The following is a 22,114-nucleotide window of genomic DNA, read 5'->3' on the forward strand; positions in this document are numbered from 1 at the left end:
CTGCAAGTCGTTTCAACTTAGAACAAATGGCTTTAATAAAAATGGGAGTTATCGGAACTTCCAAAAAGGAAGATGAAAGGCGTGTGCCTATTCATCCAGAGCACTTAAACAGACTCCCAGAACACATTCGTAAACAACTTATTTTTGAAAAAGGCTATGGGAAACCTTTTAATATTGAAGATGAAGTTATTGCAGAATTAACAGGAGGCCTTGCTTCACGACAAGAAATCTTATCTGATATTGGCTCAGTCATTATCGCCAAACCAATTTTGTCAGATTTACAAGCTTTAAAACCCGGCGGTATTGTTTGGGGGTATCCGCATTGTGCACAGCAAAACGAAATTACTCAAGTTGCCATCGATAAAAAATTAACTTTAATCGCTTTTGAAGACATGTATGTTTGGACGCCTAACGGGCAAATAGGAAGACATACTTTTTATAAAAACAACGAAATGGCGGGTTATTGCGCCGTTATTCATGCGTTACAGTTAAAAGGGATTGATGGGCATTATGGGAACCAAAGAAAAGTTATCATTTTTAGTTTTGGAGCTGTAAGTAGAGGGGCAATTTATGCATTAAAAGCACATGGTTTTAGAGATATTACCATTTGTATTCAACGTCCAGATCATGAGGTTAGAGAGGAGGTTCTAGATGTACACTATGCCAGAATTAGAAAAGGAAAAGCGAACGAGCCACGTTTAATTGTTGTTGAGCATGATGGCTCTGAACGTCCGCTACTAGAGCTTATAAACGAATCTGAAATCATAATCAACGGAACCTATCAAGATACTGATGATCCCATTGATTATGTGAAAGCAGATGAAAAATCGATGTTAAAACCAGGCACGCTTATTATTGATGTAAGTTGTGATGAAGGCATGGGCTTTTATTTTGCAAAACCAACAACATTTAAAAAGCCACTTATAGCCATTGATGGTATCGATTATTATGCGGTAGACCATACACCAAGCTATTTTTGGGAAAGTGCGTCTAGGTCAATTTCTGCGGCATTAATTACCTATGTGCCTGCTGTAATTGCAGGGCGAGACGGCTGGAATAAAAATATGACCATTAAAAAGGCTATAAACATAGACGAAGGCAGCATTGTAAAAGATACTATTTTAAGATTTCAAAACCGTCAAGCGGAATATCCTCACCTAGTAAACAACCGTGTTTATTAAGAAACACTTGCAATTCAATTTATCACAACTACATAAGGCTAAGTAATCATTCTAACCGGTTTCTTCTTTTTATGAAAAAGCAAACCATGATTAAAGCTATAAAAGTAAACAAGCCAGAGCCTATTAGCTCTAAAAAATCGTCGTTATTATTTGATGATTCTTCAGATGTGAAACTCACCATTAAAGCGTTAGAGCAGGGGAAATCTATATTAATTACAGGTTTTTTTAGTAACGGATTATTGCTATTAAATGCTTTAAAAAAGCATTTGAATAAAAAATATCCCAATAGCACTTTTCAAGAGCAGCGTAACTATCGTGCCGCCTACTTTAAGTTATCTAACCTTATTTTAATTGCTATCGTAGATTATAAATTAACGGTGAAAAAAGCCCCAGTTATTGGTTGGTTAGAGCAATTATATTCGGAAAATAGCGATTTTTTATTGTCTTTTCCTCAAATACAAGGTTTAAACAGTGCTTGGCAATGGTATAAAAACGGAATTTTAACCCCTGTTTTACGTAATAAATTGCAACCTTATTACGGCACTTATTTTCCAACGCGTTTCGATCATTTAATATTTTTTGATAATTGGTTGAAACGTTATAAAGGCCCTAAAAAATCGGTTATTGATGTAGGGATAGGAAGTGGTGTTTTGTCTTTTCAAATGCTAAAATATGGTTTTCAAAAGGTTTTTGGAACAGATACCAACCCGAATGCGATTGTTGGTTTAACCGAATTTATGGGAAGCACCAAATTAGCAAGAAAGATAGAATTAGATTTTGATTCGCTTTTCGGAAAATTTAACTTCCCTGTGGAATTAATTGTTTTTAATCCGCCTTGGTTACCACAATCTCATGCTTTAGATTGTATTGATGAAGCAATTTATTATAACGAAAATTTATTTCCAGATTTTTTTGAAGCAGCAAAACAACACTTACTTCCAGAAGGAAAATTGGTGATTATCTTCTCGAATTTGGCGCAAATAACAGACGTTACAAAAGAACATCCTATAGAAAAGGAACTCGCTGAAGGTGGCCGTTTTCAATTGGAAAAATGCTATAGGAAAACAGTAAAAAAAGCTTCAGATAAAACAAAACGCGATCAACACTGGCGTGCTTTAGAAGAAGTTGAACTTTGGGTTTTAACTCATAATTAGGCTAAAACATTCCTTATTAAAACTTCATCGTAGTTCTAACATTAAACACACGAGGTGTTAAATAGTTAGGAATTGCTATTGCTCTCTTGCTGTTTACATCGCGTACCCAAGTATTTGTAATGGAGTTTTGAACATCGAAAATATTGTAGATTTCAACTCCGAAAGTCAGTTCTTTAAAGCGTTTTTTCCAACCGTTAGTAAATTGTTTATTAGCATCAACTAAAACGTATTGTACGCCTAAATCGGCACGTTTATAATCAGGTAACCTTGTTTGATAATTGTATGGATCGGCATAACTTGGCGAACCTCCTGGCAATCCCGTGTTGTAAACCAAGTTAAGATACATTTTTAAACTGGGTACATTAGGTACATAATCTTGAAATAAAGCTGCAAATTTTAAACGCTGATCGGTTGGTCTGGCAATATAGCCACGGTTGTTAATGTTTTCTTCGGTTTTTAAAAATCCGAAACTAAACCAGGATTCTGTGCCTGGCACAAACTCACCATTTAAGCGCATGTCTAAACCATAAGCGTAGGCTACAGCTATATTTTCAGCACGATATCTAATTCGAACATTTTCTAAAGTATAGGGGTTTACATCAGTTAAATCTTTGTAATACACCTCGGAAGTGAGTTTAAAAGGTCTGTTCCACATTTTAAAACTATAATCATTTCCTAAAACAAAATGAACGGATTTTTGAGCCTTAACATCAGGTTGAACAACCCCGTTTGGATCTCGAAGTTCTCTGTAAAAAGGTGGTTGGTAATAATACCCTGCAGCCACTCTAAAAAGCATGTCTTTTTCCCAATCGGGTTTTATGCTAAATTGCCCTCTGGGGCTAAATACCGTTTGATTCGATTTTGAAATACCATGGCCACTAACCGTCCAGTTTTGAACACGAATTCCGGCATTGTACCAAACTTCGCTAGACCCAATGTCACTTCGTTTACTCCATTGGCCATACGCTTGTATTCTGTTAATTATGGTATGATTTGTTGCTCTAACATTTTGATAAGGTTCAAGAGGTTCTGTATAGGGCACATAAGGTTGTTCGTTTGGAGCCGAATTTGGAGGTCTCACCGAAAAGCCTATCGAGTCTACAACTTCCCATTCTACTAAACGGTCTCTAATATCTTCATTAGTGTATTTTAAAGACCATTCAATACGGTGGTCATCCAGTTTAAAATTACCTTTATGCTCTATGTTTGTAATAAGTGCATCTAAATCATTTCTACCATGGTTTAGTTGGCCACCAATGCCTTCGCTATATTCAACTTCACCTAAATTTTCATCACCAATATTAGCATTTACTTCACCTAATCGATATTGTGCTAAAATATCAAAATGTTCTTGTTCTTGTGTGTTGTAGGTTGATGCAATTAGGTCTAAAGTTAAATCATCGTTTACAAAATACGTCCCTTTAAATGCCCCAAATAATGTGTGGTATTGGTCTTTTTCTTGTCCTTCATAATACACTAAAAGCGCAACAGGGTCGGCAAGGGTTCCAAAGTTAGTTTGGCGTGTTTGTGGTTGGTAGTTGTATTTGTTTAAAGAAGCATTTCCTAAAAAACTTAAATGAAATTTGTTCGAAAAGCGATACGTAAAGTAGCCTTGTATATCACCAAAAGCAGGACGGTAATTGGTTTCGGTTTCTTTGGCGTTAACAAGTAATGCGTTGTCGCGGTAACGTGCACCAACAATGGCCGAAAACTTAGAATCTTTGCTCATGTTTTCTACAGAAACACTAGCGCCAAGTAGGCTAAAATCGGCATTAACTTCAAATTGATACGGGTTTTTATAAGTAATATCTAAAACCGAAGATAGTTTGTCACCATATTTGGCTTGAAAACCACCAGCCGAAAAATCGACATTTTGCACCATATTTGTATTTACAAAACTCAACCCTTCTTGCTGTCCTGAACGAACTAAAAACGGACGATAAACTTCAATATCGTTAACATAAACAAGATTTTCATCAAAGTTACCACCTCGAACCGAATATTGGGTGCTTAACTCATTGTTATTGCTCACTCCAGGTAGGGTTAAAAGTAAATTTTCAACACCAGCATTTGCCCCTGGAATTTTTCGAATGGCTTCAGGATCCAGAGTGGTTATGCCTTCTATTTCTTTGCGTTGCCCACTTTTAATGGTAACCGTTGCAATTTGCTCTACCACAGTGCTCATAACAGGATTAAACTCGAAAATTTCACCATTTTTTAAATTGAAAGTACTTTCAATTCTTTGGTTAGAAATATGAGTAAAAACCAGCGAAACATCTTGGTTTGATGGAATATCAAGCGTATAAAAACCGTTGGAGTTGGTTTTAGTACCTCCAGAATTGAATTTAATATTTACGTTTTCAACAGGGGTTTTGTTCTCATCAAGAATAACACCCTTAACAGTTGCGGTTTGTGCAAAACTGAGATTAAAAAGCGTAAAAAGTAGGGTAGTGGTTAGTAATAGTTTTGCTTTCAATAGAGTAATTGGTTTATTTTCGGTAAAATAACGCTTCAAAAGTAGAATTATTTCCCACATTATCGGTTACAATTACTTTTAAATTATTCTTTGTATCGGTTACAACACCATCACTAAAATCGTGAGTAAGTGTTTTAGTTTTATAATCATACTCCATTAAAATCCATTTTCCGTTTACCGTAGCTCTGTAATTTGAAATGCCAGATCCTACATCGTCAATTTTAAGTTTAAGGTATTTGTAATCGCTAATCCATTGCTCATTTTTAAAATTTGAAGCTTTAATGGTTGGTTTTACGGTATCTGTCGCGATGGTATATAAGCCTAATTTATTAGTGCTTCCTATTAGTAAATGACCCTTTCTTTTAGTTGATGTGTAACTAGGGTATTTATTACGCCCAACAAGTCGTACAATATAAAGTTTACTCTGGTCTTCATCAGAATAATGACTCATATCAAAAGTTATTGTAAAATTCTTTTTAGTGGCTCGTGCATCTTCATCAAGCTTAAGTATGTCGTTTTTAACTTCGAAATCAATATAGAAATCTTCGTAAAACGTATCTTTATAAAAATCAACAGAAACACGACCTTCCTTTAAATTCGTGGTTTGGTTTTTATTAATAAAATAAGGTGTGGTTTTTGGTGATTCTGCAATCAACGTGCTGTCTGCTTTACCTGTTATATGAATGGTAACCCAAGCTGAATTGTTTTTGAAATCTGAAACACGAATTTTATAAACCACATGAGTACTATCTTTTATTTGTAAAACCCCGTTATTAACAATGGGTTTGATAATACTTAGCGGGTTGTTTATTTTGAATAATTTTTGAATACGTTTATTCGATTCAATATACGTTTGGTAGTCAATTAGGCGGTTGATGTATCTGGTTTCAGCAAAAGAAAAACGTTTAAAATCGAGTTCGAAATTTTCATTGCCATTTACAAACGATTGAATGTTATAAACTCCATTTGAGTTTGGCGCTAAATCTTGACGATCAATCGTTTCAACGCCAAAGCCAATATTTCCGATAGCTTCAATGTTTTCGGTAGTATAATCGCCGTTACCAAGCGGTGCTAAAGTGAGTTTTCGTTTAGAATTGCTTTTATTTATAAACGAGTTATTATCTATAGGATAAGCGTAAATGGATTTAATTATAGGAATTGTGGTATCCTTAGTATCAATGCCAAAAAGCATTGGGTTCATGGGGCGTTCCTCTTTATCTCGAATTTCAAAATGTAAATGAGGACCACCTGAGCCACCTGTGTTTCCGCTGTAAGCGATAAGACTATCTTTTAAAACGGGCAAAGATTCTGCATTCGGGAAAAGTTCAACTTCATAAGATTCCTTTTCATGCTGATGTTTTTTTACAAAAGCTTCAATTTCAGGAGAAAACTTAAGTAAATGCCCATAAACAGTGGTGTACCCATTAGGATGTGTAATGTACAAGGCTTTTCCGTAACCATAATGTGAAATTTTAATGCGGCTTATATAACCATTTGCCGACGCTTTAACCCGCAAACCTGTACGGAATTGCGTTTTTATATCCATTCCAGAATGAAAATGGTTGGTGCGTAATTCGGCAAAGGTGCCTGCTAAAACAATAGGTATTTCTAAGGGATTACAAAAATAATCTTGTGGATAATTATTTTGCGCATTAGAAATTAATGAAAAAACAAAAATTAAAGAAGTTATAAATCGCATAAAAAAGTATAATGGCTAAAGTATTAATCATCGCTTTAATAAGCAAAGAATAAAACAAAAATCAAACGGCTGTTTCTTTAGTAAACGCTTACTGAGGCTTTTAAAATTTTATGAAAAAACAATTGTTATTTATACTTAGGAACATTAACTTTGTGAGATAAGTATTGAAAATTATAAATGAGTAATATTGAAGATATTGTAGTTTCGTTAGAAGGCAAGATTGGTAAATTATTACACAAGATGGCTGTTTTAAAGCAGGAAAATTTGAAATTAACTGAAGAATTAAAGGTTTCTAAAGAAGAAATTTCAACTCAAAAACAGCAAAATGCTGGTTGGGAAGAAAAATATGAAGCTTTAAAAATGGCAAATTCAATACTTGGTAGTGACGATAATAAAAGAGAAACGAAGCTTAAAATAAATGCATTAATTCGGGATATTGACCATTGTATTACGCAACTTTCCGATTAATGTTAGAAAAATTCAATGTCAGACAAGCTTAAAATAAAGCTATCAATAGCCAATCGTGTATATCCTTTAACAATTGATTCTAGTCAAGAGGAAGGTTTGCGAAAGGCAGCTAAAAACATTGAAGTAATGATTAAACAGTTTGAGCAAAGTTATTCTGTTCGAGATAAACAAGATGTTTTGGCCATGTGCGCTTTACAGTTTGCATCTCAAGTAGAGCAGAAATCTATTGATAAAGCAAATGTGTCAGAACATGTTGAAGAAAAGCTAAAAGCTTTAAATGATTTGTTGCAATCGCATATTTAGTCTCTTAAAACGTTCTTTAAAATAAACTAAAAGTTACTGCCTACATTGGTTATTTTTTTTGATAAACTCAACGTTAATTCTTTAAAAAGGGTGAGTTTAAGTTGTAAAAGCATGCTGCATTTTTTGATGTATTTCAAATTTTAGCAGACCCTTGATCAGCTTGTTAGCCCTAAACTTGTTTTTAAGGAGTTTATACAAAATTTTATGCTGGTGTAGGCTTTTTTTATATATGAAAATCAACTAAATCAACGATGGATAACTCAATTATATTTGCAGTAGGTGGTGTCATATTAGGGCTTGTAATAGGCTTTATTATAGCAAAGACACTGGAGAAAAATAATGCTTCTAAATTAGTACAAGAAGCTAAGAAAAATGCAGCTTCAATACTTAAAGAAGCTAATAGTGAAGGTGAAAACCTTAAAAAAGATAAAATACTTCAGGCTAAAGAAAAATTTATAGAACTTAAATCTGAACACGAAAAAGTTATTTTATCTCGTGACAAAAAGATGGCTGAAGCCGAAAAACGCACACGTGATAAGGAATCTCAGGTTTCAAGTGAAGTTTCAAAAAACAAAAAACTTAATGAAAGCCTTGAAAATAAAATCAAGGATTACAACCACAGACTCGATGTTGTTGAAAAACGTCAGGAGGAAGTAGACAAACTTCATAAAAGCCAGATTCAACAATTAGAAGTTATTTCTAGTCTTTCTGCTGAAGAAGCTAAAGAACGCTTGATAGAATCCTTAAAAGGTGAGGCTAAAAATGATGCGATGGCGTTTATTCAAAACGCATTAGAAGAAGCTAAATTAACAGCAGAGCAAGATGCCAAGAAAATTATAATTAATACCATACAACGTATTGGAACCGAGGAGGCTGTAGATAACTGTGTGTCTGTATTTAATATAGAATCCGACGATGTTAAAGGTCGTATTATTGGTCGTGAAGGTAGAAACATTAGAGCTATTGAAGCGGCTACAGGTGTTGAAATTATTGTAGATGATACGCCAGAAGCGATTATTTTATCTTGTTTCGATTCGGTTAGAAGAGAAGTAGCGCGTTTGTCTTTACATAAATTGGTTACCGATGGAAGAATTCACCCAGCGCGAATTGAAGAAGTTGTTAAGAAAACGCAGAAACAAATCGAGCAAGAAATTATTGAAGTTGGTAAACGTACTGTAATAGACTTAGGGATTCACAATCTACACCCAGAACTTATTAAAATGGTAGGTAGAATGAAATACCGTTCTTCTTACGGTCAAAACCTACTACAACACTCGCGTGAAGTTGCTAAACTTTGTGGTGTTATGGCTGCCGAATTAGGCTTAAACCCAAAACTAGCAAAACGTGCAGGTTTATTACACGATATAGGAAAAGTGCCAGATGCAGAAGCAGATATGGAAACACCTCACGCTATTTTGGGAATGCAATGGGCAGAGAAATATAACGAGAAAGATGAAGTGTGTAACGCCATTGGAGCGCACCACGACGAAATAGAAATGAAATCGTTATTAGCACCAATTATTCAAGTTTGTGATGCCATTTCAGGAGCAAGACCAGGAGCTAGACGTCAGGTTTTAGATAGTTATATTCAACGTTTAAAAGATTTGGAAGATATCGCTTTCGGGTTTACAGGTGTTAAAAAGGCTTATGCTATTCAAGCGGGAAGAGAGTTAAGAGTTATTGTTGAAAGCGAAAAAGTAGACGACCAAAAAGCTGCTGAATTATCTTTTAGCATTTCTCAAAAAGTTCAAACCGATATGACTTACCCAGGACAAGTTAAGGTCACCGTAATAAGAGAAACAAGAGCGGTTAATATTGCGAAGTAATTTGCAACAGATATAAAATAAAAAATCCAGCTATATGCTGGATTTTTTATTTCAACCATCAACCATCAACCATTAACTACTTCCGCGGATGATACTTCTCAACAACCTCTGCTAAATGGCTTTTATCAAGATGTACATAAATTTCGGTAGTGGTAATGCTTTCATGTCCTAGCATGAGTTGAATGGATCTTAAATCGGCATTATTTTGTAAAAGGTGCGTAGCAAAGGAGTGTCTGAAGGTATGTGGCGATACATTTTTTTTCATGCCAACTTTTTCAACCAATTGTTTGATAATGGTAAAAACCATGGCTCTAGTGAGCTGTTTACCACGTCGATTTAAAAAAAGCGTGTCTTCAAATCCAGCTTGAATATTCATGTGGTTTCTAATCTGCTTTCGGTAAATGTTAATGTATTTCTGAGTAATATCAACTATGGGGACAAAACGTTGTTTATCACCTTTTCCTGTGACTTTTATAAAGCCTTCTTCGAAGAATAAATCGGATAGTTTTAAATTAATAAGTTCAGATACGCGTAAACCGCAACCATATAAAGTTTCAAGCATTGCACGGTTACGTTCGCCTTCAGTTTTACTTAAATCTATGGCTCTTATTAGGCTGTCTATTTCTTCTTCAGATAAAACGTCAGGAAGTTTTCTGCCAATTTTCGGACTTTCAATAAGTTCCAAAGGATTCATAGTGATGTAATCTTCAAAAATTAAATAACTAAAAAAACTGCGAAGTCCAGATATTATTCGCGATTGGGAACGGGCATTAACATGTTTAGCTGCTTCATAAATAAATTGCTGAATAATATCTGAAGTGATATTTAATGGCGATGCAGTAATCGCATTTTCTTCTAAAAAAGAAATCAATTTTTTTACATCTAAAATATAGTTATCAATAGAATTTGAAGATAATCCACGCTCTATTTTTAAATAAGATTGATAATCTTTTAAGGCTTGTTTCCAGGTCATAATTAGTAAAAATAAGTAAAAGTTGTGGTTTTATATAAATGCTTTTCTTTGAATTGTTTTTGTGTATGTATATTGTTGATTATCAATTAAATGGTGTTTGTTTATAACCCTGTTAATAAGTAGGATGCCACTGTTTTAATTCTAATGATGAATTGTATTACTTTGTAGTTAACAACTATTAAACATAATTAAAATGAAAAAATTATTATTTACTTCAATTATTGCATTGTTTGCCATGTGTAGCATGAATGCTCAAACTTTTAAAATAGGTGGATCAGTAGGTTTACCTATGGGAGATGCTTCCGATTTTTATTCTTTTACACTAGGAGCGGATGTGTATTATTATTTTACAGACATTGATGATTTAATCGAAATAGGTGGAACTGCTGGTTTTAGAAACTTTTTTGCTAAGGATTTCGAGGTGGCAGGACAAACTATTGAAGGTGAAGACGCACAGTTTTTACCAGTAGCCGCAGCAGCACGTATAAAATTATTTGGGCTATTTTCAGGTGGTATTGATTTAGGTTATGCCATAGGCCTTACAGATGGGCTTGATGGTGGCTTGTACTTTAGACCTGTGATTTCTTTTGATATTGCTGATACTATTGAACTTCTTGCTTCTTATGAAAATATTTCAGACGACGGAAGTATTGGAAATTTAAATGTTGGTGTTTTGTTCCAACTTTAGTTTCTAAAAATATCTATTCTAAAAACCGAAGCTTAGTCTTCGGTTTTTTTATTTTGGCAGATAGAAGTAGTTTGATTCGAGATTTTAGGTAATGCTATGCTAAAATTAAGTTCTAAACTTATAGGTATATGAACATCTATGAAATGCATATTTTTGGGTTGTAATACAAAAAAATATATAAAAACATTTTTTTAACAAGAAAAAACAACTTTATTTGCCACAAAATTAATCAACTATAACAAATAAAATTATGAAAAAATTAGTATTATGTGTTGCAATTGCTGCATTCTCAATGAGTTTTGTTAATGCTCAAGAAGTGAAATTTGGTGTTAAAGCTGGTGTTAACTTTGCGAGTTTCAGTGGAGATGACGTAGAAGATCTAGACGGACTTACAGGGTTCCATGTAGGCGGTGTTGCAGAAATTATGTTTTCTGATAAATTTTCGATACAACCAGAAATTATTTATTCTGCCCAAGGCGCTAAAAGTGAAGAGTCGGAGACATTTGAAGGGGAAACATTTGAATATAAATCTAAGGCAAAATTAGATTATATAAATATTCCTGTTATCGCTAAATATTATGTTACTGAAGGTTTAAGTCTTGAAGCTGGTCCACAAGTTGGTTTTTTAGCTTCAGCTAAAGGAAAAGATGAAGTAACTATAGATGGTGATACTGAATCTGATACTGAAGATTTAAAAGAGTATGTAAAAGGTGTAGATTTTGGTTTAGGTCTAGGTTTAGGGTATAAATTAGAAAATGGTTTAAATTTTTCTGCCCGTTATAACTTAGGTTTAGCAAATATTTCTGATGATGAAGATTCAGATGATAGTTTAAAAAATAACGTAATCCAACTTTCTGTAGGATTTATGTTCTAAATAAAACGATTAGATTTTATAAAAAACCGAAGCTTAGTCTTCGGTTTTTTTATACCATAACTTTTGTATTTTTACTTTTTAAAAAAGACGTATGAAAAAACTAATAATCATTAACGGGCCAAACCTAAATCTATTAGGAAAACGCGAGCCTGAAATTTATGGAAGTTTAACTTTTACCGAATATTATAACGAACTTGTTGCTAAATATTCCGAAGTTAAAATTGATTATTACCAATCTAATATAGAAGGTGAACTTATAGATAAATTACATGAAGTTGGTTTTAGTTACGATGGTATTATACTAAACGCGGCCGCTTATACACATACTTCTGTTGGGATCGGCGATGCTGTTAAAGGAATTGAAACCCCTGTTGTTGAAGTTCATATTTCAAATACCTTTAGTCGAGAAGAAATTCGTCATCAATCTTATATTTCGGCAAATGCTAGAGGTGTAATTCTAGGTTTTGGTTTGCAGAGTTACGATTTGGCTATTCAAAGTTTTTTGTAAATTTCTTAAGTTGAAACTAAGAATTTTCACATATAATTAACTTAGGCTTTTATTTTTATTATGATTGTGTTGTGAGAATTTTAAGATAGCGCCGTAGTAGATTTGTTTTTATTAATCAATAAAACATTTCTATTATGAAAAAAACATTATTCTTTTTTGCTCTTACCATTACAAGCTTAGGACAGCTAAATGCACAAGATTTTAAAATTGCTTTAAGTTCAACTTTACCCGTTTTTGACACGACAAGGCATGCTGCAGCGTTAGATGTTAGTTATGTATTTCCAATAACTGAGAAATTTGATGTTGGTTTAACCACAGGCTTTGCTATTTGGTTTAAAATGCCAACATATCAGTTGGGAGGTGGACTACAGATAGCTAAAGAAGATCAGGCTTCTATGGTGCCAGTTGCACTAACTACACGGTTTAATGTCGCTAAAAGATTAAGTTTAGGTCTCGATTTAGGTTATGCATTTGCAGTAAATACGGATATAGCGGTTAACGACGGACTTTATTTTGCACCAAAAATTCAATATCAAATTTTTGATTATGCCGATATTGTTTTAGGTTATAGGTTAGCCAATTTTAATGTTTTATTAAGTGAAGGAAACCAATTCTCTACAGTTGATAAAACTATGGACATGATTACTGTAGGATTAGAATTTAAGTTATGAAAACACCACTTATTTTAATAGTTGTTTTGTATTCCATTAACCTATTTGCACAAAGCGAGGAAGAGAAGGTGAGGTCGGAAGATTTTAAAATAGAAAAATCATCATATTTTAATGAATATCGAATAAATGACGATTGGACTTTTAAAGGAGAACGGGAAACACGGTTGGAAACTGATTATAGTGTTTATGAATTTCCTTTATTACTTAAATATAATATTTCAGATAAACTAAGTTTTTTAGTGGGGCCAAAAATTAATGTCTATAATGATATTAATGGGGCTGGAATACCAACAGCATCTGGTGTACTTGGTGTTCAATACGATGCCACCGAAAACTTATTAATTGAAGCTAAATTTAATCAGCGTTTTACAGGTGAAATACCTATGGAAAAAGATTATACTTTTGGTTCAAAACAATCTTTTACATTGGGTTCGAAATTAAGGTTTTAATGAAAATCCCGACCTAGCCTCCCCAAAGGGGAGGGATTCTTGCTTGGTTGAGAATAGTTCATTCTAAATATAATTATATAGCTAGTGTTTTTGTATTAAAATTACAGCATAAAAAAAGCGATTCTAAATCTAGAATCGCTTTTTTAGTATGTATTAACCCAACCGAGTAAAAGTTCCTCCCCTTTGGGGAGGCTAGGAGGGGCTCTTCTTATAAATGTATTACTTCATCATAAGCATCAGCAACAGCTTCCATAACCGCTTCACTCATAGTAGGGTGTGGGTGGATAGTTTTTAATACTTCGTGACCTGTAGTTTCTAATTTTCTACCTAAAACAGCTTCAGCAATCATATCGGTAACACCAGCACCAATCATATGGCAACCTAACCACTCACCATATTTAGCATCGAAAATTACTTTTACAAAACCTTCTTTAGTTCCAGCAGCTGTAGCTTTTCCAGAAGCAGAGAAAGGGAATTTTCCAACTTTAATATCGTAACCAGCTTCAATTGCTTTAGCTTCAGTTAAACCAACTGATGCAATTTCAGGAGAAGCATAAGTACATCCAGGAACATTACCGTAATCGATAGGTTCTGTATGTAATCCTGCTAATTTTTCAACACAAGTAATGCCTTCCGCGGAAGCGACGTGTGCTAAAGCTTGACCAGGAACCACATCACCAATTGCATAATAACCAGGGATGTTTGTTTGGTAGAAATCATTTACTAAAATTTTGTCTCTATCTACTACAATTCCAACATCTTCTAAACCAATGTTTTCAATGTTAGATTTGATGCCTACAGCAGATAATAAAATATCAGCTTCTAGAGTTTCTTCTCCTTTTTTAGTTTTTACTTTGGCAACAACACCTTCTCCAGAAGTATCAACAGATTCTACAGAAGAATTTGTCATTACATTAATTCCAGATTTTTTTAAGGCACTTGCAAATGCTTTAGAAACATCTGCATCTTCAACAGGAACTACATTTGGCATAAACTCTACAATAGTTACCTCTGTACCCATTGAGTTGTAAAAATGTGCGAACTCTACACCAATTGCCCCAGAACCAACAACAATCATTTTCTTAGGTTGTTTTGGTAAAGACATAGCTTGGCGGTAACCAATTACTTTTTTACCATCTTGAGGTAAGTTTGGTAATTCGCGAGAACGCGCCCCAGTTGCTATAATTATATTGTCTGCGCTATATTCTGTTACTGTTCCGTCTTCGGCAGTAACGTCTACTTTCTTTCCAGTTTTAATTTTTCCAAAACCTTTAATAATATCGATTTTGTTTTTCTTCATTAAAAACTGAACACCTTTACTCATGCCTTCGGCTACTCCGCGACTACGTTTAATAACGGCGTCAAAATCTTTATCGATCGCTTCTGCTTTCAATCCGTATTCATCAACGTGTTTTAAATAGTCATAAACTTGAGCACTTTTTAACAAAGCTTTCGTAGGAATACAGCCCCAATTTAAACAAATTCCTCCAAGACTTTCTTTTTCTACAATCGCTACTTTAAAGCCAAGTTGCGATGCTCTAATTCCTGTTACATAACCTCCAGGACCACTTCCAATAATGATGATGTCGTATTTACTCATGTGTTAAATTTTAGGATACGAATTTACGAAATCGAAATTGAATATAGAATATAGTCGCTTTAATTTTTACATCTTTATCTTACCTTTGTCAAGCAAGTTGTAATTTATGAATATACCAAAAACAAGTAACCCACGCATTGTCATTATTGGAGGTGGTTTTGCTGGCGTCGCTTTAGCTAAAAAATTATCGAAACAAGAGGTGCAAGTTGTGCTGTTAGATCGTAATAACTACCACACGTTTCAACCCTTATTATATCAAGTATCTACAGGTGGATTAGAGCCAGATTCCATAGCGTATCCGATTAGGAAAATACTAAAAGATTTCCCTAACTTTTATTTTAGATTAGCTAATGTTGAGGAAATTGATACCGTTAAAAACAAGGTAAGAACAGACATTGGTCATTTAAAATTTGATTATTTAATTGTCGCTTCGGGGTCTACAACCAATTATTTTGGGAATTCTGAAATTGAAAAACACAGTATGGCCATGAAAACCATACCTCAATCTTTAGATCTTAGGAGTTTAATTCTTGAAAATTTTGAAGAAGCGTTGCTGACATCAGATTTGAACGAACGCAATGCGCTCATGAATTTTGTAATTGTAGGCGGTGGCCCAACAGGAGTAGAACTTGCAGGTGCTTTAGCAGAAATAAAAAAGGGCATACTTCCTAAAGATTATCCTGATTTAGATACGCGAATGGCTCAGATAAATTTAATTCAGTCTAGCGATTGTTTGTTGAAGGGTATGAGTGCTAAAGCTTCTGAAAAAGCTGAAGATTTTCTAGAGAAGTTAGGCGTTATTGTATGGAAGAATTTAAGAGTAACCAATTATGATGGTAAAACGGCAACTACCAATACCGATTTAACTTTTAAAACCGAAACTTTAGTTTGGGCTGCAGGCGTTGAGGGTGCAGTAATAAAGGGCCTAGATAGCGAATATTTTGTAACTCGCGGCAATCGTATTTTGGTAAATGAATTTAATCAAATAAAAGGATTTGAAAATATTTTTGCAATTGGCGACATTGCTTGTTTATGCACAGAGGAGTTTCCTAATGGTTTTCCTATGATGGCACAGCCAGCCATTCAGCAAGGGAATCAGTTAGGCGATAATTTACTGCGCTTATTAGAAGAAAAGCCAATGAAGCCATTTGTTTACAAAGACAAAGGAACCATGGCTACTATAGGTAGAAATAAAGCAGTGGTCGATTTAAAAAACTTTAAGTTTCAAGGTGTTTTTGCTTGGTTTGTGTGGATGTTTGTGCATTTATTTTTCCTAATTGGTTTTAGAAACCGCATGGTTGTTTTTGTGAATTGGCTATATAATTACGTGCGATTTGATAGAGAAGCCCGATTAATTATTCGACCTTTTAAGAAACGGTTGAAGGAGAATTAAAGGCGTTGTTTATTTTTTATAAGCATTTACAAATCATCTGTAAAATGACGACGTCCTTTTTCTTTGCTGAATTTGTTTTCGTTATAAATTGAAGATGCGCCTTTGGGGATTGATAAAGATTGCCAATGTTCACCTTTTAATAATTTGCCTAAAAACACGATTTGCCCAATATGATAGGCGTAATGTGTCAATTGCCGGTTAATGGCTTCTAAAACGGTATGTCCTTGATTTCTAATATAAATAATACGTTCTAAATCTTCTGTCTTTAAGGGTTTTATTGCGTTGAATAAAGTGTGCCAGCCCGATTCCCAAGCTGCAATCAGTTCTTCCTTAGATTGAAAACCATCTACAAATTCTTGATCCCGATTTCTTGAATCTTTTTCGCCATCTTCGGTTAGAAAGTTTGTCCACCGACTTAGCATGTTGCCTGCTAAATGTTTTACGATAATAGAAATGCTATTCGAGTTTTCATCACTCTGCCATTGTAGGTTTTCAAAAGATAACTGACTAAAAGTTTTATCACCTAAGCTTTTGTAATATTCAAATTGTTTAGTAATGCTTTCTAAATAGCTTTCCATAGTCTGAATATGAATTTATTCTTTCGGAATAAAGGTTAAAGCGACTCCGTTTATACAGTGCCTTTTTCCTGTAGTTTTTTTAGGACCATCGTTAAAAACATGTCCTAAATGTCCGCCACAAGTTGCGCAATGTTCTTCGGTTCTGGTGTATCCCAAATCTTTGTCTGTAGAAAAGGCAACATTTCCTTTTATTTCGCGGTCGAAACTTGGCCATCCCGATCCCGAATCATATTTGTGTTCACTTTTAAATAGAGGGGTTTCGCAGGCTTTACAAACATATACGCCTTCAGCATAATTTTTATTTAATGGACTACTAAAAGCACGTTCTGTACCTGCTTGGCGTAGCACAATAAATTCCATGTCTGATAATTGCGCTTGCCATTGTGCTTCAGTTTTGTTAATTTTAAAATTACTTGAAGCTGCTGATTTAGGTTTCTGTGCTGAAGAATTACAGTTAAATAACAGCAATGCAAAAGCAATAAATAGTTTATTCATCGGTTTATTTTAGTGAATCGGTCGTAAAAACGAGGTGTTCATAACAGTATTTTTAATATTAAAATAAGAAGATTATTTGTAGCTCTTAAAAAAATCAATCTTTTCTAGTTTAAAAATAGCGATTCAATTAAATTGTACCTTTAAACCAAACGCATTTTTTCAACATAAATATAAAATTTCAGAATGATAAATATTAAAAACAGTGTCTTATTATTAGGTGTGTCTCTGCTTGTTTTAACTTGCGCAACTAATCCGTTTACGGGAAAAAAAACGATGGCATTGGTGCCTAATTCAGATTTATTTCCAACGTCGTTTGCTGAATATAATCAGTTTTTATCTGAACATAAAGTAGTAAGTGGTACAAAAGACGCCCAGATGATTACTCGTGTAGGCGAGCGTATTGCCATAGCTTCAAAACGTTGGTTAACCGCAAATGGGTATCATGGTTATTTAAAGGATTATAAATGGGAATACCATTTGGTTAATGATAAAACACAAAATGCTTGGTGTATGCCTGGCGGAAAAATTGTTTTTTATACAGGAATTTTGCCTGTTGCTAAAACAGAAACTGGCGTTGCTGTAATTATGGGGCATGAGGTTGCTCATGCTTTGGCCAATCACGGGCAGCAGCGTATGAGTGCTGGAATGTTACAGCAACTTGGTGCAGTTGCGGGAAATGTGGTGTTGCAAAATGAAAGTGATAGAAATTTGTTTAATCAATATTATGGTGTAGGCTCTCAGGTTGGTGTTATGCTGCCTTTTAGTAGAAGTCATGAAACGGAAGCTGATAAAATCGGATTGTATATTATGGCAATTGCTGGTTACAATCCTATGGAAGCTTCTAAATTATGGGAGCGCATGAAAGCCAATAGTGGTGGAGGAGCACCTTCGGAGATGTTAAGCACGCACCCTTCTAACGACTCGCGTATTGCAAACTTAAAAGCTTTAGCGCCAAAAGCAATTGAGGAAGCTAAGAAATTTGGAGTAACAAAATTCAGAGAATAGTATTAGGTTTATTATAATTAAAATATTTGTTTACTTTAGGGGCTGCTTAAATAAAAGCAGCTTTTTTTATGGAGATACTTAAAAAAGGAAGTAAAAAACTTCTTAACGCATGGGCGTTCTACGATTGGGCAAATTCAGTTTATACCTTAACTATAGCTTCATCCATTTTTCCTATTTTTTATTCTGCATTGTTTCTTTCAGAAATAAAGACTGTAACCGCTTTTGGGTTCGATTTTAAAAATACGGCGCTTATTACTTTTGTTACAGCTTTTACTTTTTTGGTAGTTGCGGTTATGTCGCCATTGTTATCTGGAATTGCCGATTATGTAGGGAATAAGAAAAATTTCATGAAGTTTTTTTGCTACCTAGGAAGTGCTGGCTGCATCGGTTTGTATTGGTTTAGCTTAGAAAATATTCATATTAGTTTGCTGTTTTATTTTATGGGACTTATTGGCTATTGGGGAAGTTTGGTGTTTTATAACTCGTATTTACCAGATATTGCTTTTAAGGAACAGCAAGACCATATTAGTGCTAAAGGATTTTCGTTAGGATATATTGGAAGTGTGGTTTTATTGGTTATTAATTTGGCTATGGTAATGAGCCAAGATTCTGGTGAGGCTAAAATGCAAATGATGCGATATGCGTTTGTTTCTGTGGGGCTTTGGTGGATATTATTTAGTCAATATTCATTTTATTATTTACCAAAAGGGACATCTTCTGGCGAAAAAGTAACCAAAGCTATAATTTTTAATGGGTTTAGAGCTTTACAATTAGTTTGGAAAGATTTAAAAAGTAATTTGCGTTTGAAGCGTTATTTATACGCCTTTTTCGTGTTTAGTATGGCGGTGCAAACCATCATGTTGGTTGCTGTTTATTTTGGTGAGGAAGAGATACAATGGGGGAGTGATGCTGAAAAAACAACCGGCTTAATTGTTAGTATTTTAGTAATTCAATTGGTGGCTATTTTAGGAGCGTTTTTAACTTCGAAGGCTTCAGCTAAGTTTGGAAATATTAAGACTTTAATTTACATCAACCTAATTTGGGGTGGAATTTGCTTTTATGCCTATTTTATGGAATCGCCTGTACAGTTTTACATAGCAGCTTCTGTAGTTGGTTTGGTTATGGGAGGTATACAGTCTTTAGCACGATCGACATATTCTAAATTTTTACCAGAAACTGATGATACCACATCATATTTTAGCTTTTTTGATGTTGCTGAAAAAATAGGAATTGTAATCGGTATGCTTATTTACGGAAGCATCGATCAAATAACAGGAAGTATGCGCCATGCTATTTTGTTTTTATTTGTATTCTTTTTAGGCGGTATTATTTTATTGTTACGTGTGCCCAAAGAAAACCAAAAGACTGTTTTAGAATAGACTCTTAGTCTTAAATATTAAGGATGTCGTTTTCTAAACAGTCTTTGGTAGAGGACTTTTGCTAAACTAATGTTAGCTCTTGCGCTCTTAGTTTTTTAGCAGCTTTCACTAAGTTTTTTAAGGCGCTTTTGGTCTCAGGCCAATCTCTCGTTTTCAATCCGCAATCTGGATTTACCCAAATGTGTGCTTTAGGTAAAACGTTTTTAGCTTTCAAGAGTAATTGCTCAATTTCTTCTAGTGAAGGTACTCGTGGCGAATGGATATCGTAAACCCCAGGACCAATTTCATTAGGGTATTTAAAGTTTACAAAGGCATCGAGTAATTCCATTTCAGAGCGCGATGTTTCAATAGTGATAACATCGGCATCCATATCGGCAATGTTTGAAATGATATCGTTAAATTCAGAGTAGCACATGTGGGTATGAATTTGAGTATCGTCTTGAACTCCACTTGCCGAAATCCGAAAGGCTTTTACGGCCCAATTTAAATATTCGTTCCAGTCTTCTTTTCGTAAAGGCAAACCTTCGCGAATGGCAGGTTCGTCAATTTGAATAACTTTTAAACCTTTATTTTCTAAATCAATCACTTCATCTCGAATAGCTAAAGCGATTTGGTTACATGTGGTTGCTCTGGGCTGATCGTTTCTTACAAACGACCATTGTAAAATGGTTACAGGTCCTGTTAGCATGCCTTTTACAGGAATATCGGTTAACGATTGTGCGTACTCCGACCATTTTACGGTCATAGGTTTATCGCGAGATACATCGCCAAATAAGATGGGCGGTTTCACACAGCGGCTGCCGTAGCTTTGTACCCAACCGAAATCACTAAAAGCAAAACCGTTTAGTTTTTCACCAAAGTATTCAACCATATCGTTACGCTCAAATTCCCCGTGTACTAATACATCTAAGCCAATTTCTTCTTGAAATCGTATAGAATCTTCAATTTCTTTAGCAATTAGGAAATCGTATGCCTCTTGTGATAAAAGACCTTTTTTATACTTTAAACGCCAGCTTCTAACTTCTTTTGTTTGCGGGAAGGAGCCAATTGTAGTCGTAGGGTAAAGTGGTAAATTAAGGGCATTCTTTTGTTTGGTTTGACGAACAGAAAACGCATTTTTACGCAGACTATCAGATTCCTTCAAGTTTGCAATGCGCTCTTTTACATTTTCATTATGGATTAATTTAGAACGTTGGCGATTAATATTGGCTAATTTGTTTTCTTCAAAAAGACTTAAATAGCTTTCGTTTTCAGGCGATGCTAAGTTTTTAAGCGTGGTTATTTCTTCTAGTTTTTGTTTTGCAAAGGCTAACCACTGCTTTATTTCGGGTTGCAGGTTGATTTCTAAATCTAAATCGTAAGGGGTGTGCAATAACGAGCATGAAGCTGAAATCCATAGATTTTCAAAAGACACCTTTTTTGATGCTTTTTCAATGATTTTCAGTGATGCTTCAAAATTATTTTTCCAAATATTTCTACCATCAACAAGTCCTAAAGCAAGTTTTGTATTCGGATTGAAGTTTTTAGATTCTAAAATATCATCCAATTGTAATGGGCATCTCACTAAATCTAAATGCAGCGTGTCTACAGGGAGTTGAAGCACGGTCTCAAGGTTTTCGCCGTAGCAATCAAAATAGTTTGCCAAATAGATTTTTAAATCTGGAAATTTGTGATGAATTTGATTGTAAGTCGATGTTATGTCTTGACGTTCTTTTTCTGAAAGATTTAAAGCTAAACATGGTTCATCAAATTGAATATATTCTGCGTCTAAACGAGTGAGTTCTGATAAAATTTCAAAATACACAGGTAATAAATTATCCAATAAATCCAATCTGTTAAAGCCAGATTCTTTTTCTTTTCCTAGCAATAGAAAAGTTACGGGACCAATAAGTACAGGTTTTGTTTTGATGCCAAGTTTTAATGCTTCTTTATATTCTTCAATAATTTTTTTTGAAAAAAATGTAAAACTTTGGTTTTTTTCAAATTCAGGAACGATATAATGGTAATTGGTATCGAACCATTTTGTCATTTCCATGGCGGTCACGTCAATATTGTCTTTTTGAAGTCCGCGTGCCATAGCAAAATACAATTCTAAAAAATTGTTTGAGTCAATAGTTTTGTAACGTTTTGGGATACATCCAAAAGTAAGGCAAGCATCTAAAATCTGATCGTAAAAAGAAAAATCGTTCGAAGGAATTAAATCAATTCCTAAGGCTTGCTGTTGCAGCCAGTTTTGGGTTTTGATGTCATTCGCAGTTTTTAGCAAAGTGGTTTCGTCTATTTTGTCAGACCAAAATGCTTCACAGGCCTTTTTTAGTTCGCGTTTGTTTCCAATCCTGGGGTATCCTAAAAGGGTAGTTTTCATAATTATTGTTAGTTTTTAATGCTGTTCAA

General features: G+C 34.4%; 20 protein-coding genes and 1 other RNA gene. 14 read left to right on the forward strand and 7 right to left on the reverse strand.

Going from position 1 to position 22,114, the window contains the following annotated elements; genetic code table 11:
* Positions 1 to 26: 26 nt before the first annotated feature.
* Together H6X70_RS04275 and H6X70_RS04280 are read left to right on the forward strand one after the other, a co-directional pair.
* The gene (locus H6X70_RS04275) at positions 27 to 1,181 is read left to right on the forward strand and encodes a N(5)-(carboxyethyl)ornithine synthase (protein WP_194766441.1); all 1,155 of its coding nucleotides are present in this window, start codon (positions 27 to 29) and stop codon (positions 1,179 to 1,181) included.
* A 71-nt stretch (positions 1,182 to 1,252) separates the two neighbouring features.
* Entirely contained in the window at positions 1,253 to 2,335 is a 1,083-nt protein-coding gene (locus H6X70_RS04280; RefSeq protein WP_317171445.1) for a methyltransferase, read from the forward strand.
* 16 nt (positions 2,336 to 2,351) lie between these two features.
* Here H6X70_RS04280 and H6X70_RS04285 read toward each other — a convergent pair whose 3' ends face one another.
* Positions 2,352 to 4,871, reverse strand: coding sequence for a TonB-dependent receptor plug domain-containing protein (locus H6X70_RS04285; protein WP_194766442.1), 2,520 nt, complete (start codon positions 4,869 to 4,871; stop codon positions 2,352 to 2,354).
* On the reverse strand, positions 4,825 to 6,510 hold the full coding sequence (locus H6X70_RS04290) for a M23 family metallopeptidase (RefSeq protein WP_194766443.1): 1,686 nt from the start codon (positions 6,508 to 6,510) through the stop codon (positions 4,825 to 4,827). Before H6X70_RS04290 ends, H6X70_RS04285 begins: the two co-directional genes overlap by 47 nt.
* A gap of 177 nt (positions 6,511 to 6,687) precedes the next feature.
* Here H6X70_RS04290 and H6X70_RS04295 point away from each other — a divergent pair, with 177 nt between their 5' ends.
* From H6X70_RS04295 to rny, 4 genes are all read left to right on the forward strand, one after another.
* Positions 6,688 to 6,978, forward strand: coding sequence for a hypothetical protein (locus H6X70_RS04295; RefSeq protein WP_194766444.1), 291 nt, complete (start codon positions 6,688 to 6,690; stop codon positions 6,976 to 6,978).
* Between the two features lie 15 nt (positions 6,979 to 6,993).
* The gene (locus H6X70_RS04300) at positions 6,994 to 7,281 is read left to right on the forward strand and encodes a cell division protein ZapA (protein ID WP_194766445.1); all 288 of its coding nucleotides are present in this window, start codon (positions 6,994 to 6,996) and stop codon (positions 7,279 to 7,281) included.
* Positions 7,282 to 7,346: 65 nt separating this feature from the next.
* Positions 7,347 to 7,473, forward strand: a non-coding RNA gene (gene ssrS, locus H6X70_RS04305) — 6S RNA.
* 59 nt (positions 7,474 to 7,532) lie between these two features.
* Positions 7,533 to 9,107: a ribonuclease Y gene (gene rny, locus H6X70_RS04310; protein WP_194766446.1), complete on the forward strand. Its 1,575-nt coding sequence runs from the start codon at positions 7,533 to 7,535 to the stop codon at positions 9,105 to 9,107.
* A 76-nt stretch (positions 9,108 to 9,183) separates the two neighbouring features.
* Here rny and xerD read toward each other — a convergent pair whose 3' ends face one another.
* Complete coding sequence (gene xerD, locus H6X70_RS04315; protein ID WP_194766447.1) at positions 9,184 to 10,080, reverse strand: site-specific tyrosine recombinase XerD; 897 nt, start codon at positions 10,078 to 10,080, stop codon at positions 9,184 to 9,186.
* Positions 10,081 to 10,273: 193 nt separating this feature from the next.
* Here xerD and H6X70_RS04320 point away from each other — a divergent pair, with 193 nt between their 5' ends.
* From H6X70_RS04320 to H6X70_RS04340, 5 genes are all read left to right on the forward strand, one after another.
* Complete coding sequence (locus H6X70_RS04320) at positions 10,274 to 10,768, forward strand: hypothetical protein (protein ID WP_194766448.1); 495 nt, start codon at positions 10,274 to 10,276, stop codon at positions 10,766 to 10,768.
* A 250-nt stretch (positions 10,769 to 11,018) separates the two neighbouring features.
* Positions 11,019 to 11,642, forward strand: coding sequence for a porin family protein (locus tag H6X70_RS04325; protein ID WP_194766449.1), 624 nt, complete (start codon positions 11,019 to 11,021; stop codon positions 11,640 to 11,642).
* A gap of 91 nt (positions 11,643 to 11,733) precedes the next feature.
* Positions 11,734 to 12,150, forward strand: a complete 417-nt coding sequence (gene aroQ / locus H6X70_RS04330) for a type II 3-dehydroquinate dehydratase (protein ID WP_194766450.1) — start codon at positions 11,734 to 11,736, stop codon at positions 12,148 to 12,150.
* A gap of 134 nt (positions 12,151 to 12,284) precedes the next feature.
* On the forward strand, positions 12,285 to 12,821 hold the full coding sequence (locus H6X70_RS04335) for a hypothetical protein (protein ID WP_194766451.1): 537 nt from the start codon (positions 12,285 to 12,287) through the stop codon (positions 12,819 to 12,821).
* Entirely contained in the window at positions 12,818 to 13,270 is a 453-nt protein-coding gene (locus tag H6X70_RS04340) for a hypothetical protein (protein WP_194766452.1), read from the forward strand. Before H6X70_RS04335 ends, H6X70_RS04340 begins: the two co-directional genes overlap by 4 nt.
* Positions 13,271 to 13,478: 208 nt before the next feature.
* Here the strand turns inward: H6X70_RS04340 and lpdA are convergent, their stop codons facing one another.
* Positions 13,479 to 14,870 carry a dihydrolipoyl dehydrogenase gene (gene lpdA, locus H6X70_RS04345; RefSeq protein ID WP_194766453.1) on the reverse strand — a complete coding sequence of 464 codons (1,392 nt, stop codon included), beginning with the start codon at positions 14,868 to 14,870 and terminating at the stop codon, positions 13,479 to 13,481.
* Positions 14,871 to 14,976: 106 nt separating this feature from the next.
* Between lpdA and H6X70_RS04350 the strand changes: the two genes are divergently transcribed.
* Positions 14,977 to 16,263, forward strand: a complete 1,287-nt coding sequence (locus H6X70_RS04350) for an NAD(P)/FAD-dependent oxidoreductase (protein ID WP_194766454.1) — start codon at positions 14,977 to 14,979, stop codon at positions 16,261 to 16,263.
* A gap of 26 nt (positions 16,264 to 16,289) precedes the next feature.
* Here the strand turns inward: H6X70_RS04350 and H6X70_RS04355 are convergent, their stop codons facing one another.
* Together H6X70_RS04355 and msrB are read right to left on the reverse strand one after the other, a co-directional pair.
* Positions 16,290 to 16,841, reverse strand: a complete 552-nt coding sequence (locus tag H6X70_RS04355) for a DUF1572 family protein (protein WP_194766455.1) — start codon at positions 16,839 to 16,841, stop codon at positions 16,290 to 16,292.
* A 15-nt stretch (positions 16,842 to 16,856) separates the two neighbouring features.
* Positions 16,857 to 17,336, reverse strand: a complete 480-nt coding sequence (msrB, locus tag H6X70_RS04360) for a peptide-methionine (R)-S-oxide reductase MsrB (RefSeq protein WP_194766456.1) — start codon at positions 17,334 to 17,336, stop codon at positions 16,857 to 16,859.
* 183 nt (positions 17,337 to 17,519) lie between these two features.
* Here msrB and H6X70_RS04365 point away from each other — a divergent pair, with 183 nt between their 5' ends.
* Both H6X70_RS04365 and H6X70_RS04370 read left to right on the forward strand, forming a co-directional pair.
* Entirely contained in the window at positions 17,520 to 18,341 is an 822-nt protein-coding gene (locus H6X70_RS04365; protein ID WP_194766457.1) for a M48 family metallopeptidase, read from the forward strand.
* Positions 18,342 to 18,409: 68 nt separating this feature from the next.
* On the forward strand, positions 18,410 to 19,720 hold the full coding sequence (locus tag H6X70_RS04370; RefSeq protein WP_194766458.1) for an MFS transporter: 1,311 nt from the start codon (positions 18,410 to 18,412) through the stop codon (positions 19,718 to 19,720).
* A gap of 61 nt (positions 19,721 to 19,781) precedes the next feature.
* Here the strand turns inward: H6X70_RS04370 and metE are convergent, their stop codons facing one another.
* Complete coding sequence (gene metE / locus H6X70_RS04375; protein WP_194766459.1) at positions 19,782 to 22,085, reverse strand: 5-methyltetrahydropteroyltriglutamate--homocysteine S-methyltransferase; 2,304 nt, start codon at positions 22,083 to 22,085, stop codon at positions 19,782 to 19,784.
* Positions 22,086 to 22,114: the final 29 nt, after the last annotated feature.

The organism is Tamlana sp. I1, from assembly GCF_015355625.1.
Lineage (GTDB): Bacteria > Bacteroidota > Bacteroidia > Flavobacteriales > Flavobacteriaceae > Pseudotamlana.